Source organism: Tahibacter amnicola (genome assembly GCF_025398735.1).
Classification (GTDB): Bacteria; Pseudomonadota; Gammaproteobacteria; order Xanthomonadales; family Rhodanobacteraceae; genus Tahibacter; species Tahibacter amnicola.
Genome location: NZ_CP104694.1, coordinates 3,806,309 through 3,822,287, shown reverse-complemented (window position 1 = coordinate 3,822,287; position 15,979 = coordinate 3,806,309). Strand labels below are relative to the sequence as shown.

General features: G+C 66.3%; 14 protein-coding genes. 7 read left to right on the top strand and 7 right to left on the bottom strand.

Annotated elements, in window-relative coordinates:
* The first annotated feature begins 33 nt into the window (after positions 1 to 33).
* On the top strand, positions 34 to 1,884 hold the full coding sequence (locus tag N4264_RS15265; RefSeq protein WP_261693097.1) for a cytochrome c/FTR1 family iron permease: 1,851 nt from the start codon (positions 34 to 36) through the stop codon (positions 1,882 to 1,884).
* An 82-nt stretch (positions 1,885 to 1,966) separates the two neighbouring features.
* Here the strand turns inward: N4264_RS15265 and N4264_RS15260 are convergent, their stop codons facing one another.
* The 6 genes from N4264_RS15260 to N4264_RS15235 form a co-directional block, all read right to left on the bottom strand.
* Complete coding sequence (locus tag N4264_RS15260; protein ID WP_261693096.1) at positions 1,967 to 2,257, bottom strand: hypothetical protein; 291 nt, start codon at positions 2,255 to 2,257, stop codon at positions 1,967 to 1,969.
* 88 nt (positions 2,258 to 2,345) lie between these two features.
* The gene (locus N4264_RS15255; protein WP_261693095.1) at positions 2,346 to 2,813 is read right to left on the bottom strand and encodes a hypothetical protein; all 468 of its coding nucleotides are present in this window, start codon (positions 2,811 to 2,813) and stop codon (positions 2,346 to 2,348) included.
* On the bottom strand, positions 2,810 to 5,992 hold the full coding sequence (locus N4264_RS15250) for an efflux RND transporter permease subunit (protein ID WP_261693094.1): 3,183 nt from the start codon (positions 5,990 to 5,992) through the stop codon (positions 2,810 to 2,812). The genes N4264_RS15255 and N4264_RS15250 overlap by 4 nt, the downstream gene beginning before the upstream one ends.
* The gene (locus tag N4264_RS15245) at positions 5,989 to 7,485 is read right to left on the bottom strand and encodes an efflux RND transporter periplasmic adaptor subunit (protein WP_261693093.1); all 1,497 of its coding nucleotides are present in this window, start codon (positions 7,483 to 7,485) and stop codon (positions 5,989 to 5,991) included. The genes N4264_RS15250 and N4264_RS15245 overlap by 4 nt, the downstream gene beginning before the upstream one ends.
* Complete coding sequence (locus tag N4264_RS15240) at positions 7,482 to 8,783, bottom strand: TolC family protein (RefSeq protein WP_261693092.1); 1,302 nt, start codon at positions 8,781 to 8,783, stop codon at positions 7,482 to 7,484. The genes N4264_RS15245 and N4264_RS15240 overlap by 4 nt, the downstream gene beginning before the upstream one ends.
* Before the next feature lie 67 nt (positions 8,784 to 8,850).
* Entirely contained in the window at positions 8,851 to 9,234 is a 384-nt protein-coding gene (locus N4264_RS15235) for a hypothetical protein (RefSeq protein ID WP_261693091.1), read from the bottom strand.
* Positions 9,235 to 9,542: 308 nt separating this feature from the next.
* On the opposite strand from N4264_RS15235, the gene N4264_RS15230 reads away from it, so the two are divergent.
* Both N4264_RS15230 and N4264_RS15225 read left to right on the top strand, forming a co-directional pair.
* The gene (locus N4264_RS15230; protein ID WP_261693090.1) at positions 9,543 to 11,333 is read left to right on the top strand and encodes a hypothetical protein; all 1,791 of its coding nucleotides are present in this window, start codon (positions 9,543 to 9,545) and stop codon (positions 11,331 to 11,333) included.
* A gap of 47 nt (positions 11,334 to 11,380) precedes the next feature.
* Positions 11,381 to 12,196: an enhanced serine sensitivity protein SseB C-terminal domain-containing protein gene (locus N4264_RS15225; RefSeq protein WP_343231962.1), complete on the top strand. Its 816-nt coding sequence runs from the start codon at positions 11,381 to 11,383 to the stop codon at positions 12,194 to 12,196.
* Between the two features lie 69 nt (positions 12,197 to 12,265).
* On the opposite strand, the gene N4264_RS15220 is transcribed toward N4264_RS15225, so the two are convergent.
* On the bottom strand, positions 12,266 to 12,637 hold the full coding sequence (locus N4264_RS15220) for a helix-turn-helix domain-containing protein (protein WP_261693088.1): 372 nt from the start codon (positions 12,635 to 12,637) through the stop codon (positions 12,266 to 12,268).
* 102 nt (positions 12,638 to 12,739) lie between these two features.
* On the opposite strand from N4264_RS15220, the gene N4264_RS15215 reads away from it, so the two are divergent.
* The 4 genes from N4264_RS15215 (at position 12,740) to N4264_RS15200 (ending at position 15,975) form a co-directional block, all read left to right on the top strand.
* The gene (locus N4264_RS15215) at positions 12,740 to 13,480 is read left to right on the top strand and encodes a DUF5131 family protein (RefSeq protein ID WP_261693087.1); all 741 of its coding nucleotides are present in this window, start codon (positions 12,740 to 12,742) and stop codon (positions 13,478 to 13,480) included.
* A gap of 14 nt (positions 13,481 to 13,494) precedes the next feature.
* A complete protein-coding gene (locus N4264_RS15210; RefSeq protein ID WP_261693086.1) occupies positions 13,495 to 14,523 on the top strand; it encodes a three-Cys-motif partner protein TcmP in 1,029 nt (342 codons plus the stop codon).
* Positions 14,412 to 14,765, top strand: coding sequence for a hypothetical protein (locus tag N4264_RS15205; protein ID WP_425508277.1), 354 nt, complete (start codon positions 14,412 to 14,414; stop codon positions 14,763 to 14,765). The genes N4264_RS15210 and N4264_RS15205 overlap by 112 nt, the downstream gene beginning before the upstream one ends.
* Positions 14,766 to 15,480: 715 nt before the next feature.
* Positions 15,481 to 15,975: a MerR family transcriptional regulator gene (locus tag N4264_RS15200; RefSeq protein ID WP_261693084.1), complete on the top strand. Its 495-nt coding sequence runs from the start codon at positions 15,481 to 15,483 to the stop codon at positions 15,973 to 15,975.
* The last annotated feature ends 4 nt before the right edge of the window (positions 15,976 to 15,979 follow it).

Genomic DNA, 15,979 nt, shown 5'->3' with positions numbered 1-15,979 from the left:
CACGCCGCAACGACGCCGGCCGTGGAGGCGGACGTGCGTCAGGTCTGGCAACTGCTGGACTATGTGGGCGTCGACTACGGTGGTGCGGTGGCCAACCACGCCGTCGTGAGTGCAGCCGAGTACCAGGAGATGCAGGAGTTCGTGGCGACGGCCCGAACGCGCTTGGCGTCGCTCCCGGCGAGCAACGACCGCGACACGCACCTGGCACAAGCCGACCAGCTGGTCGGTGCGGTGGCGGCGAAGGTCGATGCCGCCGAGGTCGCGCGCCTGGCACACGGATTGGCCGACGCATTGCTGGCCACCTACGGCATTGCCGTGGCGCCTCGCACCGTGCCGGATCTGTCGCGCGCTCAGGCGCTGTACGTCAGCCAATGCAGCAGTTGTCACGGGCTGACCGGCCACGCGGACGGACCCGCCGCCGCGGTGCTCTCGCCACCGCCCGTGGCCTTTGCCGATGCGGCCCGCGCGCGTGAGCGCAGCACATTCGCCCTGTACCAGGTCATCAGCCAGGGCGTGGCCGGAACGGCCATGCCGGCCTTTACGACGCTCTCTGAGGAAGATCGCTGGGCGCTGGCATTTCGCGTGGGGACGCTGGCGTATCCGCCCATACTGCAACGCGACGGCGAGCAGTTGTGGCAGGCAACCCCGGCGCTGCGCGAGCGCTTCCCGAACCTGGATGCGATCACGCGCATCACCGAGGCCGAACTCAGCGCGAATCTGGGCGAGCAACCGGCTCGTGCGGCGCTAGCCTATCTGCGCGCGCACCCGGAGGCTGTCACCGCAGGCCGTACGACTGCAAGCCTCGTGCTCGCGCGGCAGCGGTTGGAGGAAAGCCAAACCGCATACACCGCCGGCGATCCGGCGCGCGCCACCGCGCTGGCCTTATCCGCCTACCTGGACGGTTTCGAGCCGGTGGAACCGTCGCTGGCCCTGCACGATCGCGCGCTGTTGGATCGCGTCGAACACGCCATGGGCGAATACCGTGCCCGCATCGCGCGCGGCGCTCCCGTCGCTGACATTGCGGCGCAAGCCGACGTGCTGCGCACGCTGATCGACAGTGCGGATACCGCGCTCAGCACCTCGAGTGCCGATGCTACCACCGCCTTTCTCGGCAGCCTGACCATTCTGCTGCGTGAGGGACTGGAGGCGTTGCTGATCGTGATTGCGATGATCGCGTTCCTGCGCAAAGCCGAACGGACCGACGTCCTGCGGTATGTCCATGCCGGTTGGATGGGCGCGTTGCTGGCCGGTCTGCTCACCTGGGGTATCGCCACCTATGTGGTGAGCGTCAGCGGTGCCGGGCGCGAAGTAACGGAGGGCATTTCCTCGTTGTTCGCCGCGGCCGTCTTGTTGGGCGTTGGGATCTGGATGCACCAGAAGAGCCTTGCCGGTCGCTGGCAGCAGTACGTGCGCGAGAAACTGTCGGCCGCCCTGACACGGCGCTCCGCCTGGTTCCTGTTCGCCCTCGCGTTCATTTCGGTGTATCGCGAGGTGTTCGAGACGATCCTGTTCTACATCGCGTTGTGGAACGAGAACAACGGCCTCGCGCTGCTGGCCGGTCTCGTGACCGGTATCGTTCTGCTGGGCGTCATTGCCGTCGTTCTGCTTCGCTACAGCAAGCGCCTGCCCATCGCGCAGTTCTTTAGCTGGAGTTCGTTGTTGATCGCCGTCCTCGCCGTGGTGCTCGCCGGCAAGGGAGTCGCCGCGTTGCAGGAGGCCGGATGGGTCGCGGTGCAGCCGATCGATGGTCCCCGTTTCGCGCTATTGGGCATCTACCCCTCGCTCCAGCCGGTGCTCGCGCAATTGGCAGTCCTGATCGTTGCGGTCCTTGGATTCGTGGTGAACCGGCGCAGTGGCAAACCGGCGACCGCGGATCGCCGCTAGGCGACCGTGGATTGCTCGGGCGCGACGAGGCGCCTTCTTACTCGTCTCGCCGGAGCGCCACCTGGCAGTCGGCCGGATCGATCTACACGCGGTCACCGCGCTGCACGGTCAGGCCATCCGGCAGCACGATGGTATGCAATCGCCGGTAGCGCCCGTGCGGAACGCCCACGACGACCCAGCGCCGGGTGGCGCGCTCCTGCGGCGACAGCAAGGCGGCACAGCGATGCTCGGACGGGTCGCCGATGGCCGTGCCGTCGATGACCGCTTTGACCCAACCCAGCCGTTCCGTTCTGGGCGGTGTCACGGCGTGAACGCACCCCGCGAGCACGACGACACTCAGCGCGAGCAGCCACCGCACACGGCCGGCTGCCATCCTCATCCACCGCATGCGGGGCGCGGCTTTGCCATGACTCATCGGGCGCTCCGTCGTTCGCCAACCACCAGCCTAGGGGCTGGAGCCGCTACGGAGTCAACCCGCCGCGATGGTCTCCTGCAGACTGAGGTGTCGGCGCCACACTGATGGCATCGTCTGGCCGAGCGTGGTCGTAGCGACGCGGCTTGCCGTCGAGTCGCTCGGCCTGCACGCAGGGCGGCGCGCCGACCGCGACCACGCGCGCATGCCCCACGACGATATAGCGCGGGCTCGCCGGTGTGCCTTTCGAGAACGGGATCCACTCGCGCTCGAGCGAAAGCGTGTCGCCGACCGCCGGCACCGGCGCATGCCGAAAGCACAGCGTCAGCGTGTCACCGTCGATCGCCGTGATCGAACCGCCACCGGAGTGAGCCGAGGATTGCGCCTGCGCAGACGACGCCGCGACCAGCGTAGCAAACACCAGGCCGACAACGAATGAGAGCGTTGAACGTTTCATGAGAAATTCTCCTGTCTTGGAAGCGAAGTACCCGCGCGTCCAGCGCGCGAGCAGGATCACGCCGGCATCGCCGGCACTTGGGAAGAAGCGGATCCATCAAGATGGCGAGTCCCGTGCAGCGAGCGCTCGCGCAACAACCGGAAGACGACGGGGATCACGAGCATCGACAGCAGCGGCGCGGTGATCATCCCGCCCACCATCGGCGCGGCGATGCGCTGCATGATTTCCGAGCCGGTGCCCGTACCGATGAGGATCGGCAGCAGGCCGGCGAGGATCACCGCCACGGTCATCGCTTTCGGGCGCACGCGCTGCACGGCGCCTTCGCGGATCGCCTCGAGCAAGGTATCCGGCGTCGCCGGCTCGCCGGCGGCTAGACGCCGTTCCCACGCATGCTTCAGGTACAGCAACATGATCACGCCGAACTCAGCCGACACGCCCGCGAGCGCGATGAAACCGACGGCCGTCGCGATCGAGAACGCGTGCCCCAAGGTATACATCAGCCAGAATCCACCGATCAGCGCGAACGGCACGCTGGCCAGGATCAGCACTGCCTCGTCGATGCGGCCGAACGTCACGTACAGCAGCACGAAGATGATCAGCAACGTCGCCGGGATCACGACGCGCAGCTTGGCCATCGCGTGCTCGAAGTATTCGAACTGGCCCGACCACGTGATCGAGGTGCCGGCCGGCAAAAGGACGTCTCGCGCGACGCGCTCGCGCAGGTCGTGCATAACGGAGGCCAGGTCACGCCCGCGCGCGTCCACATAGATCCAGCCGGACAAGCGCCCATTCTCACTTTTGATCATCGGTGGGCCGTCGCTGATCGCGATGCGTGAGACGCTGCCGAGCGTGATCTGAGCGCCCGCCGCCGTGAGCAGCGGCAGGTCGCGCAGCTTCTGCATACTGTCACGCAACTCGCGCGGATAACGGACGCTGATCGGAAACCGCCGACGCCCTTCGACCGTTTCGCCAATCGTCTCACCGCCGATCGCCGCACTCACCACGTTCTGCACGTCGGCAATATTGAGGCCGTAGCGCGCCGCGGCTTCGCGGTCGATATCGACGTCGACGTATCGGCCGCCGGTCAGGCGCTCGGCCAGCGCCGAGGTGACGCCCGGCACCGTCTTGATCGCCTGTTCGATCGCGGTAGCCACCTGGTCGATGACGGCGAGATCACTGCCGTTGACCTTGATGCCGATCGGACTCTTGATGCCGGTCGCCAGCATGTCCAGGCGATTGCGAATGGGCGGCACCCACAGGTTTGTCAGCCCGGGCAGCCGCACCGCGGCATCGAGTTCGGCGATGAGCTTTTCGGGCGTCATGCCGGCGCGCCATTGGTCGCGCGGCTTGAAGCGCACGGTTGTTTCGACCATCTCCATCGGCGCCGGATCGGTCGCTGTCTCGGCGCGGCCGATCTTGCCGAACACGCTCGCGACTTCCGGTACCGAGCGGATCATCTTGTCGGTCTGCTGCAACACCTGCGCGGCCTTGCCGGCGGACAACCCGGGCAACGCGCTCGGCATGTACAGCACGTCGCCTTCGTCGAGCGGCGGCAGGAATTCGCCACCGAGCCGGCTGATCGGCCAAGCCGTTGCCGCGAGCAGCAGCGCCGCCGTAAACAAGGTCACTTTGGGAAACCGCAGCACGGCCTCGAGGATCGGACGATAGAGCGCGATCAGGCCGCGCGACAACGGATTGGCGCGTTCCTCCGGGATGCGTCCGCGGATCCAGTAGCCCATCAGCACCGGAATCAGCGTGATCGACAAGCCGGCGGCCGCCGCCATCGCGTAGGTCTTGGTAAACGCGAGCGGCGCGAACAAGCGGCCCTCCTGCGCTTCGAGCGTAAACACCGGCACGAACGACAGCGTAATGATGACGAGGCTGAAGAACAGCGCCGGCCCCACTTCGGCCGACGCATCGCCGATCAGTCGCCAGCGCGCGTCAGCGGTCAACGTCTCGTCCGGGTGCGCGTGCTGCCAGGCCTCCAGGTGCTTGTGCGCGTTCTCGATCATCACGATTGCGGCATCGACCATTGCACCGATCGCGATCGCGATGCCGCCGAGCGACAGGATGTTCGCGTTGAGGCCTTGCCAGTGCATCACGATGAACGCGGCGAGCACGCCCAGCGGCAACGCAACGATCGCGACCAGCGCCGATCGCAGGTGAAACAGGAACACGGCGCAGACCAGCGCGACGACGAGAAACTCCTCGAGCAGTTTGCCGCTCAGGTTGTCGATCGCACGCCCGATGAGTTGCGAGCGGTCGTAGGTTTCGACGATTTCCACGCCGGCGGGCAGGCTCGCGCGCACGCTCGCGAGCTTGGCTTTCACCGCCGCGATGGTCGCCTGCGCGTTCTTGCCCGACCGCATCACGATCACGCCGCCAACGACTTCGCCGTCGCCATTGAGTTCCGCCACGCCGCGGCGCATCTCGGGTCCGAGCTGTATGCGCGCGACGTCGGTCAGCCGCACCGGTACGCCGCCGGCGCCGACGGAGAGCGGGATCGCGCGGAAGTCGTCGAGCGTTTTCAGATAGCCGCTCGCACGCACCATGTACTCGGCTTCGGCCAATTCCAGCACCGAGCCGCCGGCTTCGCCGTTGGCCCGCTGCACAGCCTCGGTCACCGTGGCCTGCGTGATGCCGTAGGCGCGCAAGCGGTCGGGATCGAGCACGATCTGGTACTGCTTCACCATGCCGCCGACGGTGGCCACCTCGGCGACGCCCGGCACGCTTTTCAGTTCGTAGCGCAGGAACCAGTCCTGCAGGGCGCGCAGTTCCGACAGATCGTGAGCGCCGCTGCGATCGACCAGCGCGTATTCGTAGATCCAGCCGACGCCGGTGGCGTCCGGCCCGAGCGCCGCGCTCGCACCGCGTGGCAACCGCGACTGCACCTGATTGAGGTACTCCAGCACGCGCGACCGCGCCCAGTAGAGGTCCGTGCCGTCCTCGAACAGCACGTAGACATACGAGTCGCCGAAGAACGAGAAGCCGCGCACCGTCTTCGCGCCCGGCACCGAGAGCATCGTGGTCGTCAACGGATAGGTGATCTGGTCCTCGATGAGTTGCGGCGATTGCCCGGGCCAGGTCGTGCGGATGATCACTTGCACGTCCGACAGGTCCGGCAAGGCATCGACCGGTGTTTGCCGCACGGCGTACACGCCCCAGGCAGCCAGGAACACCGCCGCGAGCAACACGAGAAACCGGTTGGCGATCGAGCCACGGATGATTCGCGCGATCATGGCGTGCCTCCGGCCGGCAGCGCGGCGATCGTCGCGATTTCAAAGTCGCCGTTGGCGTTGCGCACGAATGTGAAACGCACGCGTTGTCCGACCCCAAGGCCGTCGACCGGCACCGTGTCGGGACGCACGAACGTCATGGTCATCGCGCCCATCTCCAGCGCGGGGATGGCGTCGGTCGCGACGAACCAGGCGTTGCCGTCGATGCGCTTGACGGTGCCTTCGGCCGAGTACCGCGGCGGCGCGGTCGTCGCCGGCGATGCGCCCGTATCCGGCACATCGAGCCGGGCCAGTGTGCCGGCCAGACTCGCTTCGGAATCGATCAGGAATTGCCCCGACAGCACCACACGATCGCCGTCGTCGAGACCTTCGAGCACGCTCGTGTGGCCGTCGCTTTCGTCACCGACGCGCACCTCCTGCGCACGAAAGCGGCCGTCGCCGGCGTCGACGATAACGACCTGGCGGGCGCCGGTAGCGATCACGGCCTCGGTTGGTATTCGCACGACCTCTGCGTCTCCGGCACGGCCGGTGATGGCGACACGCGCAAACATGCCGGGCACCAAGCGGCGTGCCGGGTTGGGTACGACGATGCGGGCGGTCTGCGTGCGCGTCGTGACGTCGAGATCTGGCAGCAGCGTTTCGACGGTGCCGGCGAGCGAGTCGCCAGGGAACGCCGGCAGATCCAGCGTCACGGCGTTGCCCGGTGCGACGCGGCCGATCTGCGCTTCGGGAATCGCGGCATTGACCCACACGGTGTCGAGACCGTTGATGCGCAGCAGCGGCGTACCGGCCGCCACACTCGCGCCGTCGCGCACGAGCAGTTCGCTGACGACGCCGGCGCGCGGCGCGACGATCGTGATCCGATCCTCGGCGCGTCCGAGGCGCTCGACGGCGCGGATCTGGCCTTCGCTCATGCCGAGCAGCAGCAACCGCTGGCGTGCGGCCGCACGCACGGTATCCAGTCCTTCGCTACGGGCCGCGCGCAGCGACAGGTACTCGGCCTGCGCCGCGGTCCACTCTGGCGCGATCAGCGTCAGCAAGGGCTGGTCGGCCGTGACCGTCGTCAACGGGGCACGCACGGCGAGGTGCTCCACGATGCCGGCGACGCGGGCCTGCACGACCACCGCACCGCGTTCGTCGAACGTCACCGTCCCCGTCGCGCGAACCGAGGCCGTCGGCGCGCCGCGCGTCGCGAGTGCGGTACGCACGCCGAGGTTCTGCACGAGCCGCGGCTCGATGCGCACGGTCCCCGCGTCCTCCGGCGCATCGCCCGCGTACTTCGGGACGAGCTGCATGTCCATGAACGGCGATTTGCCGGGCTGGTCGAAGTGCTGGGCCGGCACCATCGGGTCGTACCAGTACAGCACCTTTTTCTCGGTCGGCGCCGCTGCCGTTGCCGGCATGTCGCGGTGTCCACGATCGATGAGCCACCAGGTCGAGCCAACGCCGACGAGGACGCCCACGATCAGAGCGAGAAGCAACGATAGACGGTTCATGGCGTGCGCTCCGTCGGAAACGCGAAATACAGCGTCGCCCAGGCTTGGCCCAGGGTGTTCTGCAGGTCGGTGAAGGCCAGTCGCTGTTCGATGGCTTCGTCCAGCGCGCGCAGCGATGCCGTGAGTTCGCCGCGACCGCCGCGATAGGCCGCCAGCGCCGCATCGGCACGGTCCTCGCTCAGCGGCAGCAATTCCCGCTCGTAGCGCACCAGACGATCGACCGCGCTGCGCCAGGTCGTCAGCGTCTTGCGCAGCTCGGCGCCGTGCATGCGCTGCGCTGCTTCGCGCTCGGCGTCGATGCGTTCGACCAGCGCCTGCTTCGATGCGATGAGCGGGTCTTGCCGGCGTGCTGCGAACACCGCCAGCGGCACGCGGAACTGCACCGACACCATGTTGGAGAACTGCGGTCCGCGTTGGGCGTACGCCAGCTCGAGCGACCAGTCGGGCCGCTTCTCGGCCCGGGCGAGCGCCACGTCGGCGGTCGCCGCGCGCTCGGCCGCGTCGTAGGAGAGCAGTTCGCGATGGTGCGCGATATTCGTCACTAACGCTTCGGGATCGCCGCCCAGATCGCGCCAGTCCGGCGGCTCGCCGAGCGGGCGATCGCCCAGGTCTGGCAGCCAGCGCGCCAGATCGGCGCGGGCCGTGTCGCGTTCGGCTCTGGCCGCATCGAGGCGGTCCTGCAACGTCGCAATCGCCGACCGGGCGGCAATGCCCTCGGCGGCCGTTGCGCGGCCGGCGGTCAGCGCAGCGGTGGCTGCGGCCAGCTGCGCCTCCGCCCGCGGCTGCAGCGCCGTCAGCAGCGCCAGACGGCGCTCCGCGGATGCCGCGGCAATCCAGGCCCGCGCGACCGCTTCGTGGACGACGAGTTGCTCGTTGGTCAACAGCGCCCGTTCGCGGTCCACGTCGGTCACGGCGCGTTCGCTGCGCAGGCGGCGTTTCTCGCGCCGCGGAAATTGCTGCGCGATGCCGACCGTGCGCATGGTCATGAAGTCGCGCGTCGTGCTGAAGGCATCGTCGCCGGTCACCGGCAGGTTCTGCAGGCCCACGACGAGCTCAGGATCAGGCAGCTGACCGGCGGGGCCGACCGCCGCTTGGGCGGCCGTGACCCCGGCGGCTCGCGCACGCAGTTCAGGCGCTTGGCGTTCGGCCAACTGCACGGCGTCCATCAGCGACAAGGGCGTGACATCCGCAGCCGCGGCCATACCCGATCCAAGGGCGGTCAGCACGGCCAAAAGAAAACGCAGTAACGCGCGCGGCTGGCGGGCGCCGCGCGGGGAAAAGCGATGTAGGGAACGCATGAAAACTCCACGGCAATGACGAAACGGCCGCGCACGGCGCGGCGCCACGATCAATCGCGAAGAGTGCTCAAATCTGGAAGGTGCAGTGCTGGATGCTCAGCGGCGGCGGTTGCCCGCGCGCGCGATGGGCGTAGTCCCGCGTAGTCTCGTCCGGCAGCACCGGACGCACGGAGTCACGCGACCAGGTGGTCGCTGGCAGGAGCGCGGGCGGCACGGTCAGCGCTGGCGCATGATCCGACGATGGCGTGGTGGGATGGCAGTGCTCGTGGCAACGTGCCTGATCGGCCGTATCGGGCGTGTGGCAGGGCGGTGTGTCGGCGGTCGCCTGTGCGGTCGCGACGGCCATTTCCTGCGGACACAGGTACGCAGCCATCGCGAACTGCTGGAACAGCAGCCCGATCAGCGCAAACAGCGCGATCCAGCGACGATGGCGGCGGTAGCGAAACGGCATGGCGACGACGGATGTCCAGAGCGAACGACGAGTAGACCGGCGGTGGCAGGGACAGCGTACGCCCTGTGTCGACGGTGGCAACCCACGAGACTCCGATTCGCCGCGAAGGTTCCCTGGGCGCTGTGGCGCGACAACGCCAGGGATGGAAAAAAGGCCCGCTTTCGCGGGCCTTGGAAGAGGCGGGGCGGAATTCGTAGCGGGCTGCGCCCAGGCCTACGCTCCTTTCCCCTTTAGTTTGTGAGTGGCGCTGGGGCCAGGAAGCCAGTATACCTCGCCCCCGTCCCGCCCACCACCACCCGGCTGAACCCATGCGGACTGACAAGCACCTGACGGCATTGGTCGGCCCGACACCCGCGCAACGTTACTTCCTGGGATGTTGGTTCAACCTCGTCCACGCTTACTCGTTGGACGCCTTCCGTGTCCGGGTGATGAATCCCGCGACCATGGTGCGGGAGATCCAACAGGCGCTGGCCTTCAGTGAAGCCAAGCCGGAGGACAAGGCCGTGATCCTGGAAGAGGCCGAGGGATTGCTGACGGCCGACCCGATTCTCATGGGTGACGAGTTCGCGCCGCTGCGGCCGCGCCTGCTGGGGCTCTTCAAGGACAAAACGAAGGCGGCGACCAGAGGAACAACCGAAGAGCGGATGTTGCGCTATACGCTCCAGGAACTGGCGCCACAGCTAGAAAAGCATTACGTCGTGCGGGCTTTTGATGCCCTCGAGCGTCTGCTGGTGGCGCCCGCCGAACCGCCGGCGCCGGCGCCGGATTTTGCACACGTTCACGCGATCACCGCCGCACTTCTGAGCACGCTGCTCGATCGCGATTTCTCCCTGGAATCGCTGTTCCGGATCTATGCCGAAATCCTCGTCCCGAGACGGGCAACGCCGGCCTATCACTTCGATCGGAAAATCGGATTGACCCGCCAGATTTTGACAGGCCCACCGCAGCAGTACGACGTGACGTTCGCGCTGGACCTCATCACGCGCCCGGAAGAACTTCCCGCCGCGCTGGGCAACCTGGAGATTGCCGAGGCACCGCCCTTCGGCCTGCACGCGGGGCATGCGAGAACGAGCTATTTGATGGCCCAACCCAAGCGGCGTTTTGCGACGGTGCGCGGCATCATGGCCGCCGACCGGCGGGCCGCTGGGCTATACGCCTACGAACGTGTGGCCAATGTCATCAACCTGCTGCGCTTCGAATACGAGCAGGCGCGCCTGCAGATTCCCGACCATTTTGCGGTACTGGATGTCGCCAAGCCCGCCGGCGGACACGTCTATCCGTTGCCGCGTGTCGTTCCCAATCCGGCGACCTCGCTCAACGGTGTCGACGTGGCGCAGTTCGTCGCCAGCGTCAATGAGCTGTTGGCCGGGGCACATTTCACCGAAGAGGGACGCGATCGCATCACGTCGGCGTTCCGACTTTATCGCCAAGGGCGCGATCAGGACACGATCGAAACGAAACTGGTGCACTGGTGGACTGCGCTGGAATACCTGGTGCGCGGCAGCCAAGCCAGCGCTGGCATCGGCAAGTCGATCGAAACCAGTGTCGCGCCGGTGATCGGCTTGAGCTATGTGCCGAAACTGCTGCAGTCCTTGCGCACCGTGCTGAGCGATCAGGGCATTGGCGTAAGCGACACTCAGGGGGCAGCAGTCGACTTGCGCGGGTGTGCGATGACGGTCCTATGGGAAGCCATTGAAGATCCGCTGCAGCAAGCCGCGGTACTCAATGGCCTCTCGGCGGAGCCGTTTCTGCAGGTCCAAGTCCAGCAGATACTGGCTGATCTTGGTAGTCCCGCGGCGCTGCTGGATCGGCTGAAAAAGCGCGACAAGCGCGTGCGTTGGCACCTCCAGCGCATCTGGCGCACCCGCTGCGACATCGTGCACAGCGCCGGCCGTGGCGCCAATCATCTGCTGCTTTGTTCCAACCTGGAGTATTACCTCAAGACCACCTTGCACGGATTGCTCGGCGCGCTGCGTTCCGTGCCAACGTTGAGCGGTCCTCACGAATACTTCGACCGTGAAGCGTTCCGCTACGAAGGGCTGCTCGGCGCACTGGGAAGCAACGACAAGGCGCGGATTCGCGCCTGCTTTCCACTGTAGGGATCGACGTGCCGCCATCGCAGCGGTGTATTTCGTGATCACCAAGGGTGTACCGGTCTGTGATTGCACTTCCTCCCAACGTACCCGACGGCGCAACGCTGGAGGGACTGCTCAGACAGGCGTGCCAAGCCGCGGCGTGGCGTCCCGCGCTATATAGGCAGCTGTTGGATAGCCGCGTTCTTGTGATCGTTGCGGATGCGTTGGCTGCCAAAAACGTCGCGCGGCCGGATCGCGTCCACTTCGTGCAATGGAAGCGGGTTGACGGCACGGCCGCCATCCCGTTCTTCTCGTCCGCGCGAACGTTCTTCGAAGCGGTACCGAACGGAGCGAAGTGTCTGGTGCTCGATACGCGACAGCTCCTTGAGCTGACGCGTGGCGCGATCCTCCATTTGAATCCGTACAGCGAATTCAACCTGCAGGTGATGCCGTCCGACGTCGACGCTATGCTGAGGGACGGATCGTTGGTCGTGCCCGAGAGCTTCACCCTGGCATCGGACCGGCAGGTGTCGTTCCGCGGCGTCGTCAATCCGCCAGTTCCCCTGTTGGACGCGTTGACGCTGCTCTACAGCCAGCTCGCGCATGTACGGGGCGCGTACTTGGCGTTGGTGAGCGGGTTCTACGACGATGCGCGCGAATCGCTACTGCTCGGGCTCGACATCGACGGCGATCCCGAGCCCGTCGTGCGGGATAGCGGCCTGGTGATCCGCGACACCTACCACGGGCCGTACGACCTCGACATTGTCCACCTCAAATCCGGCGAGCGCGGTCTGGTGACCTACGGATTCGAGCCGGCTTTCCGGTTCTTCGATCGGCGCATGGCGTCCGTCCTTGCAGCGCCTGCAGCGGTGCGCTCGCCGCAGTAACGAGCGCCCAGACACGCCGCTTCGCCGCGCCGGCCCTACACACCGAGAGAAAAGGCACACCCGATCGCGTCAGGGGGTGCGCAGCGCTTTGGCCACGCGCAGGAGGCGAAGCAGCTCGCGGGCATGGCCGGGGGTGCCGTCCCAACTGCGATGCACGGCACGCTCCAGCACCGTCCCCCAATCGCCGCGCTGCGATGGGTCCGCCACGTGTTGTACGACGTCGACGCCAGCGGCGCGGCACAACCGGAGGACGGCCTCCGAGGCGCGGCTGAAGCGACCCGAAAGGATGCGGCTGAGCTGTCCCTGGGAAACTTGCGCCGTACGCAACAACTGCGTCTGGGTAAGGCCGTTTGCGCGCCGCCAGCGGTCGATCGCCCGCCCCAGAAGCTGTGCCTGGGTGGTCGTTACAGGAGCGTTGAGCTGCGAGGTTTTTATGCGCATAAAGTGGTATAAGTATGCGCATAGTTTCTAACCGAGCGCCACCCGCCGTCGCACCCGGTGAGACGCGGCCGGCGTAGTTGGGCGTATCCTGGAGCGGCCGTCATGACGACCACCTCGAAAATCGAATGGACCGAGCAGACCTGGAACCCGATCGTCGGGTGCACCAAGATCTCTGCTGGGTGCAAACACTGCTACGCCGAGACCATGGCCAAGCGCCTGCAGGCGATGGGTACGCCCGGCTACGAGAACGGGTTCGCGCTGCGGTTGCTGCCCGAGCGCCTTGCAGACCCGGCCAAGCGCCAGAAGCCGACCGTGTACTTCGTGAACTCGATGTCGGACCTCTTCCACGAGAAGGTGCCCGAGAGCTACATCCAGCAGGTGTTCGATGTGATCGCGGCCACGCCGCAGCACAGCTACCAAATCCTGACCAAGCGCGCGGCACGCCTGGCGCGCTACTTCCGCGATCGCGTGGTCCCACCCAACGTCTGGCTCGGCGTTTCCGTCGAAAACCGCAAGCACGGCGTGCCTCGCATCGACTACCTGCGGACTGTGCCGGCGCGGATCCGGTTCCTATCTGTCGAGCCGCTGCTCGATGATGTCGGCGACTTGGATCTGCGCGACATTCACTGGGTCATCGTCGGTGGAGAGTCTGGCCCCAAGGCTCGGCCCATGAAACCCGAATGGGCCGAATCGGTCCGCCGCCAGTGCGCCAAGCAAGAGGTCGCATTCTTCTTCAAGCAGTGGGGTGGCTGGGGCGCTGATGGCAAGCGCCGCGCCAAGTCAAAAAATGGACGATTGCTCAACGGCCGCACTTGGGATGAAATGCCCGCTCACGCCTTCTAGGGGGAGAGCGCACGGTGGCCCGAAAGCCGTATCAATGGCCTGCTGACGGCAAGCCCGCAGTCATCCAGCAGCACAGCGTGGCCAAGCATGATGTGCTACGCGCCTACCTAATCGACTACATCCAGACACTAGTCGTTTCTCCACAGCAGGACCAACTTCGCCTGACGGTCGTCGACGGCTTCGCCGGCGGCGGCATCTACGTCCACGACACCACGCGTCAGACTGTTTACGGGTCACCGTTTGCGTTCCTTCAGTCGGCTGAAGCGGCGGCTGAGCTCTTGAACCGCGGCCGCCAGAAGCTGCTGCAGATGAACATCGACTATTTTTTCGTCGAGCTCGATGCGAACGCCTACGCATCGCTGCAGCGCACGTTGGTGGCGCAGGGATACGGCCCGCGCATCGGCCAGGACATCCGTTTGTTCAACAGTGCGTTTGAGAGCCAGGTCGACCCGATTCTGCAGTTCATCGCTAAGAAGAGCCCGAAGGCGGGCCGCTCGATCTTCCTGCTGGATCAGTACGGGTATTCAGATGTACCCACCGCCCAGATCCGCGGCATCTTCCAGACGTTGCCCGCGGCCGAGGTCATTCTCACCTTCAACGTCGATTCGTTCCTGACCTACGCCAGCGACTCGGAGACGACGAAGAAGACGCTGGCCGATATCGGCATTCCCGACGCATTGCGCGGCCGCACGATCGAGGACATCAAGCGCAGCGAAAAGGACTGGCGGCTCTACATCCAAAGCTGCCTGTACCGCGAACTCGTCGAGGCCTGCGGTGCGCGCTATTACACGCTTTTTTCATTCGCACCGAGGGTCACGGCGACTACTGGCTGGTGCACCTGTCACAGCACCCGCGTGCCCGGGATGTCATGGCGCGCGTGCATTGGAGCAAGAACAACTATTTCATCCACTATGGCGGTGCCGGCATCGATATGTTTCGCGGTCTGGGCTACAGCGCCGATCGTGACCGGGCATTTACCGGCCAGGGCGCGTTCGGTTTCTGCTTCGATGACCTCGCCGGCGAATCGAGCGTCACGACGCTGATGGAGCAGTTGCCGCCGCTCATCTACGCCCACGACGACGGCCTGTCGTTCGGCGAATTGTTCGCAACGACCTGCAACCTCTCGCCAGCGGACAGCGTGCGTTACAAGGAGGCGCTGGAGCGCCTGGTCCAGCATAAAGAGATCGATATTGTCGGACAGGATGGCGCCCGGCGCCTGAAGGCCTCGACGATCACCGACAAGGATCAGCTACTACCGGCCACGCAGAAGACGTTCGGCTTTTGATCTTGCGCGGCGTGCCGCCGGTGATCTCTTCACGACCGGAACTCCTCCAGTCCTCGGCTGATCGGAGAAGATCGAGGCTGCCGTAGGGCGGGATTCCTGTGCTTGGCGGCTCTGGCACGCAAGGTAGCGTCGAGTTCGGCGCCATGCTTGGCACAGGCGCGTTCGATCGTATTCTTGATATGGCGGTGTGCAGTGAAGCCTGGGCGGACGGCAAGGCGCTCAGAACGCTTGCAGCAGCCACGGACCTGCCGCACGCTAGGGCCATGAGGCGTGCACGAACTTCCTTAGCGTGGCGAGGCCTTTTATGGCGGAGCCTGCTTGGTTTGGTGCTGGTGTTGACCGGTACGACGGGAGCCAGTGGCCGGATTGCGGCCCAGGGAATCCCTGCGCCGCGGTCTGCCCACGCCTGTCACGGTGGCGGTGAGCACGCAGTACCGAAGTCGCCCGCGCCATCTGCCCCGTGCTGCACGGATCACGTCTGTCACTGCGGCTGCCTGCCCGTCGCCGCGCCAGTGCTGGCGCTGTGTACCCATGCGCCCGAATCCGAACTGTCACGCTCGACGGAGGCACCGCCGTGGCGGCTGGACCTGCGTCCCACCGCGCTCCTTCGTCCGCCGAATCCCAGCGGGATCTGAGAAGAGTTTGAGCGATCCGCCCGGCGCTTGCCGCGGCGGACCGTCGGTGCGTTTTCGCGCACGCTCAGCGGAGCATTTCCATGGATGACAAGACACCGGCGTCGCTCGACGCCTCGGGCGCTGCGGCCGCGCCCTCCACCAAAGGCCCGATGCGCATCGGCGAGCTGGCCAGCGCCAGCGGGGTGCCGGTCGACACGGTGCGCTACTACGAACGCATCGGCCTGCTGCCCACACCGGCGCGACGCGGCGGCGGCTACCGAAAATACGAACCCGATGACGTTTACCGCCTGCAGGCGATTCGGGGCGCCAAAGCGCTCGGCTTGACCCTGGAGGCGATCCGCACCTTACTGGTGATGGCGCTCCCGAGTGCCCGGCCCGCACCGGTGCGCGCCTGCGCCAAGGCGCTACAGCAGGAACTCGCCGACCGGTGCGCCGCACTGCAATCGCTCGCCGTCGCCGTGGACACGTGCCGACGAGGCCCGCCGCCAACGTTGGCGGCGTGCCCGATTCTGGCCACCTTGCACGCTTATGCCTGTGCCCACGAGACGAGCGGCAGCGTGCTCCTGGACACCTGATAAG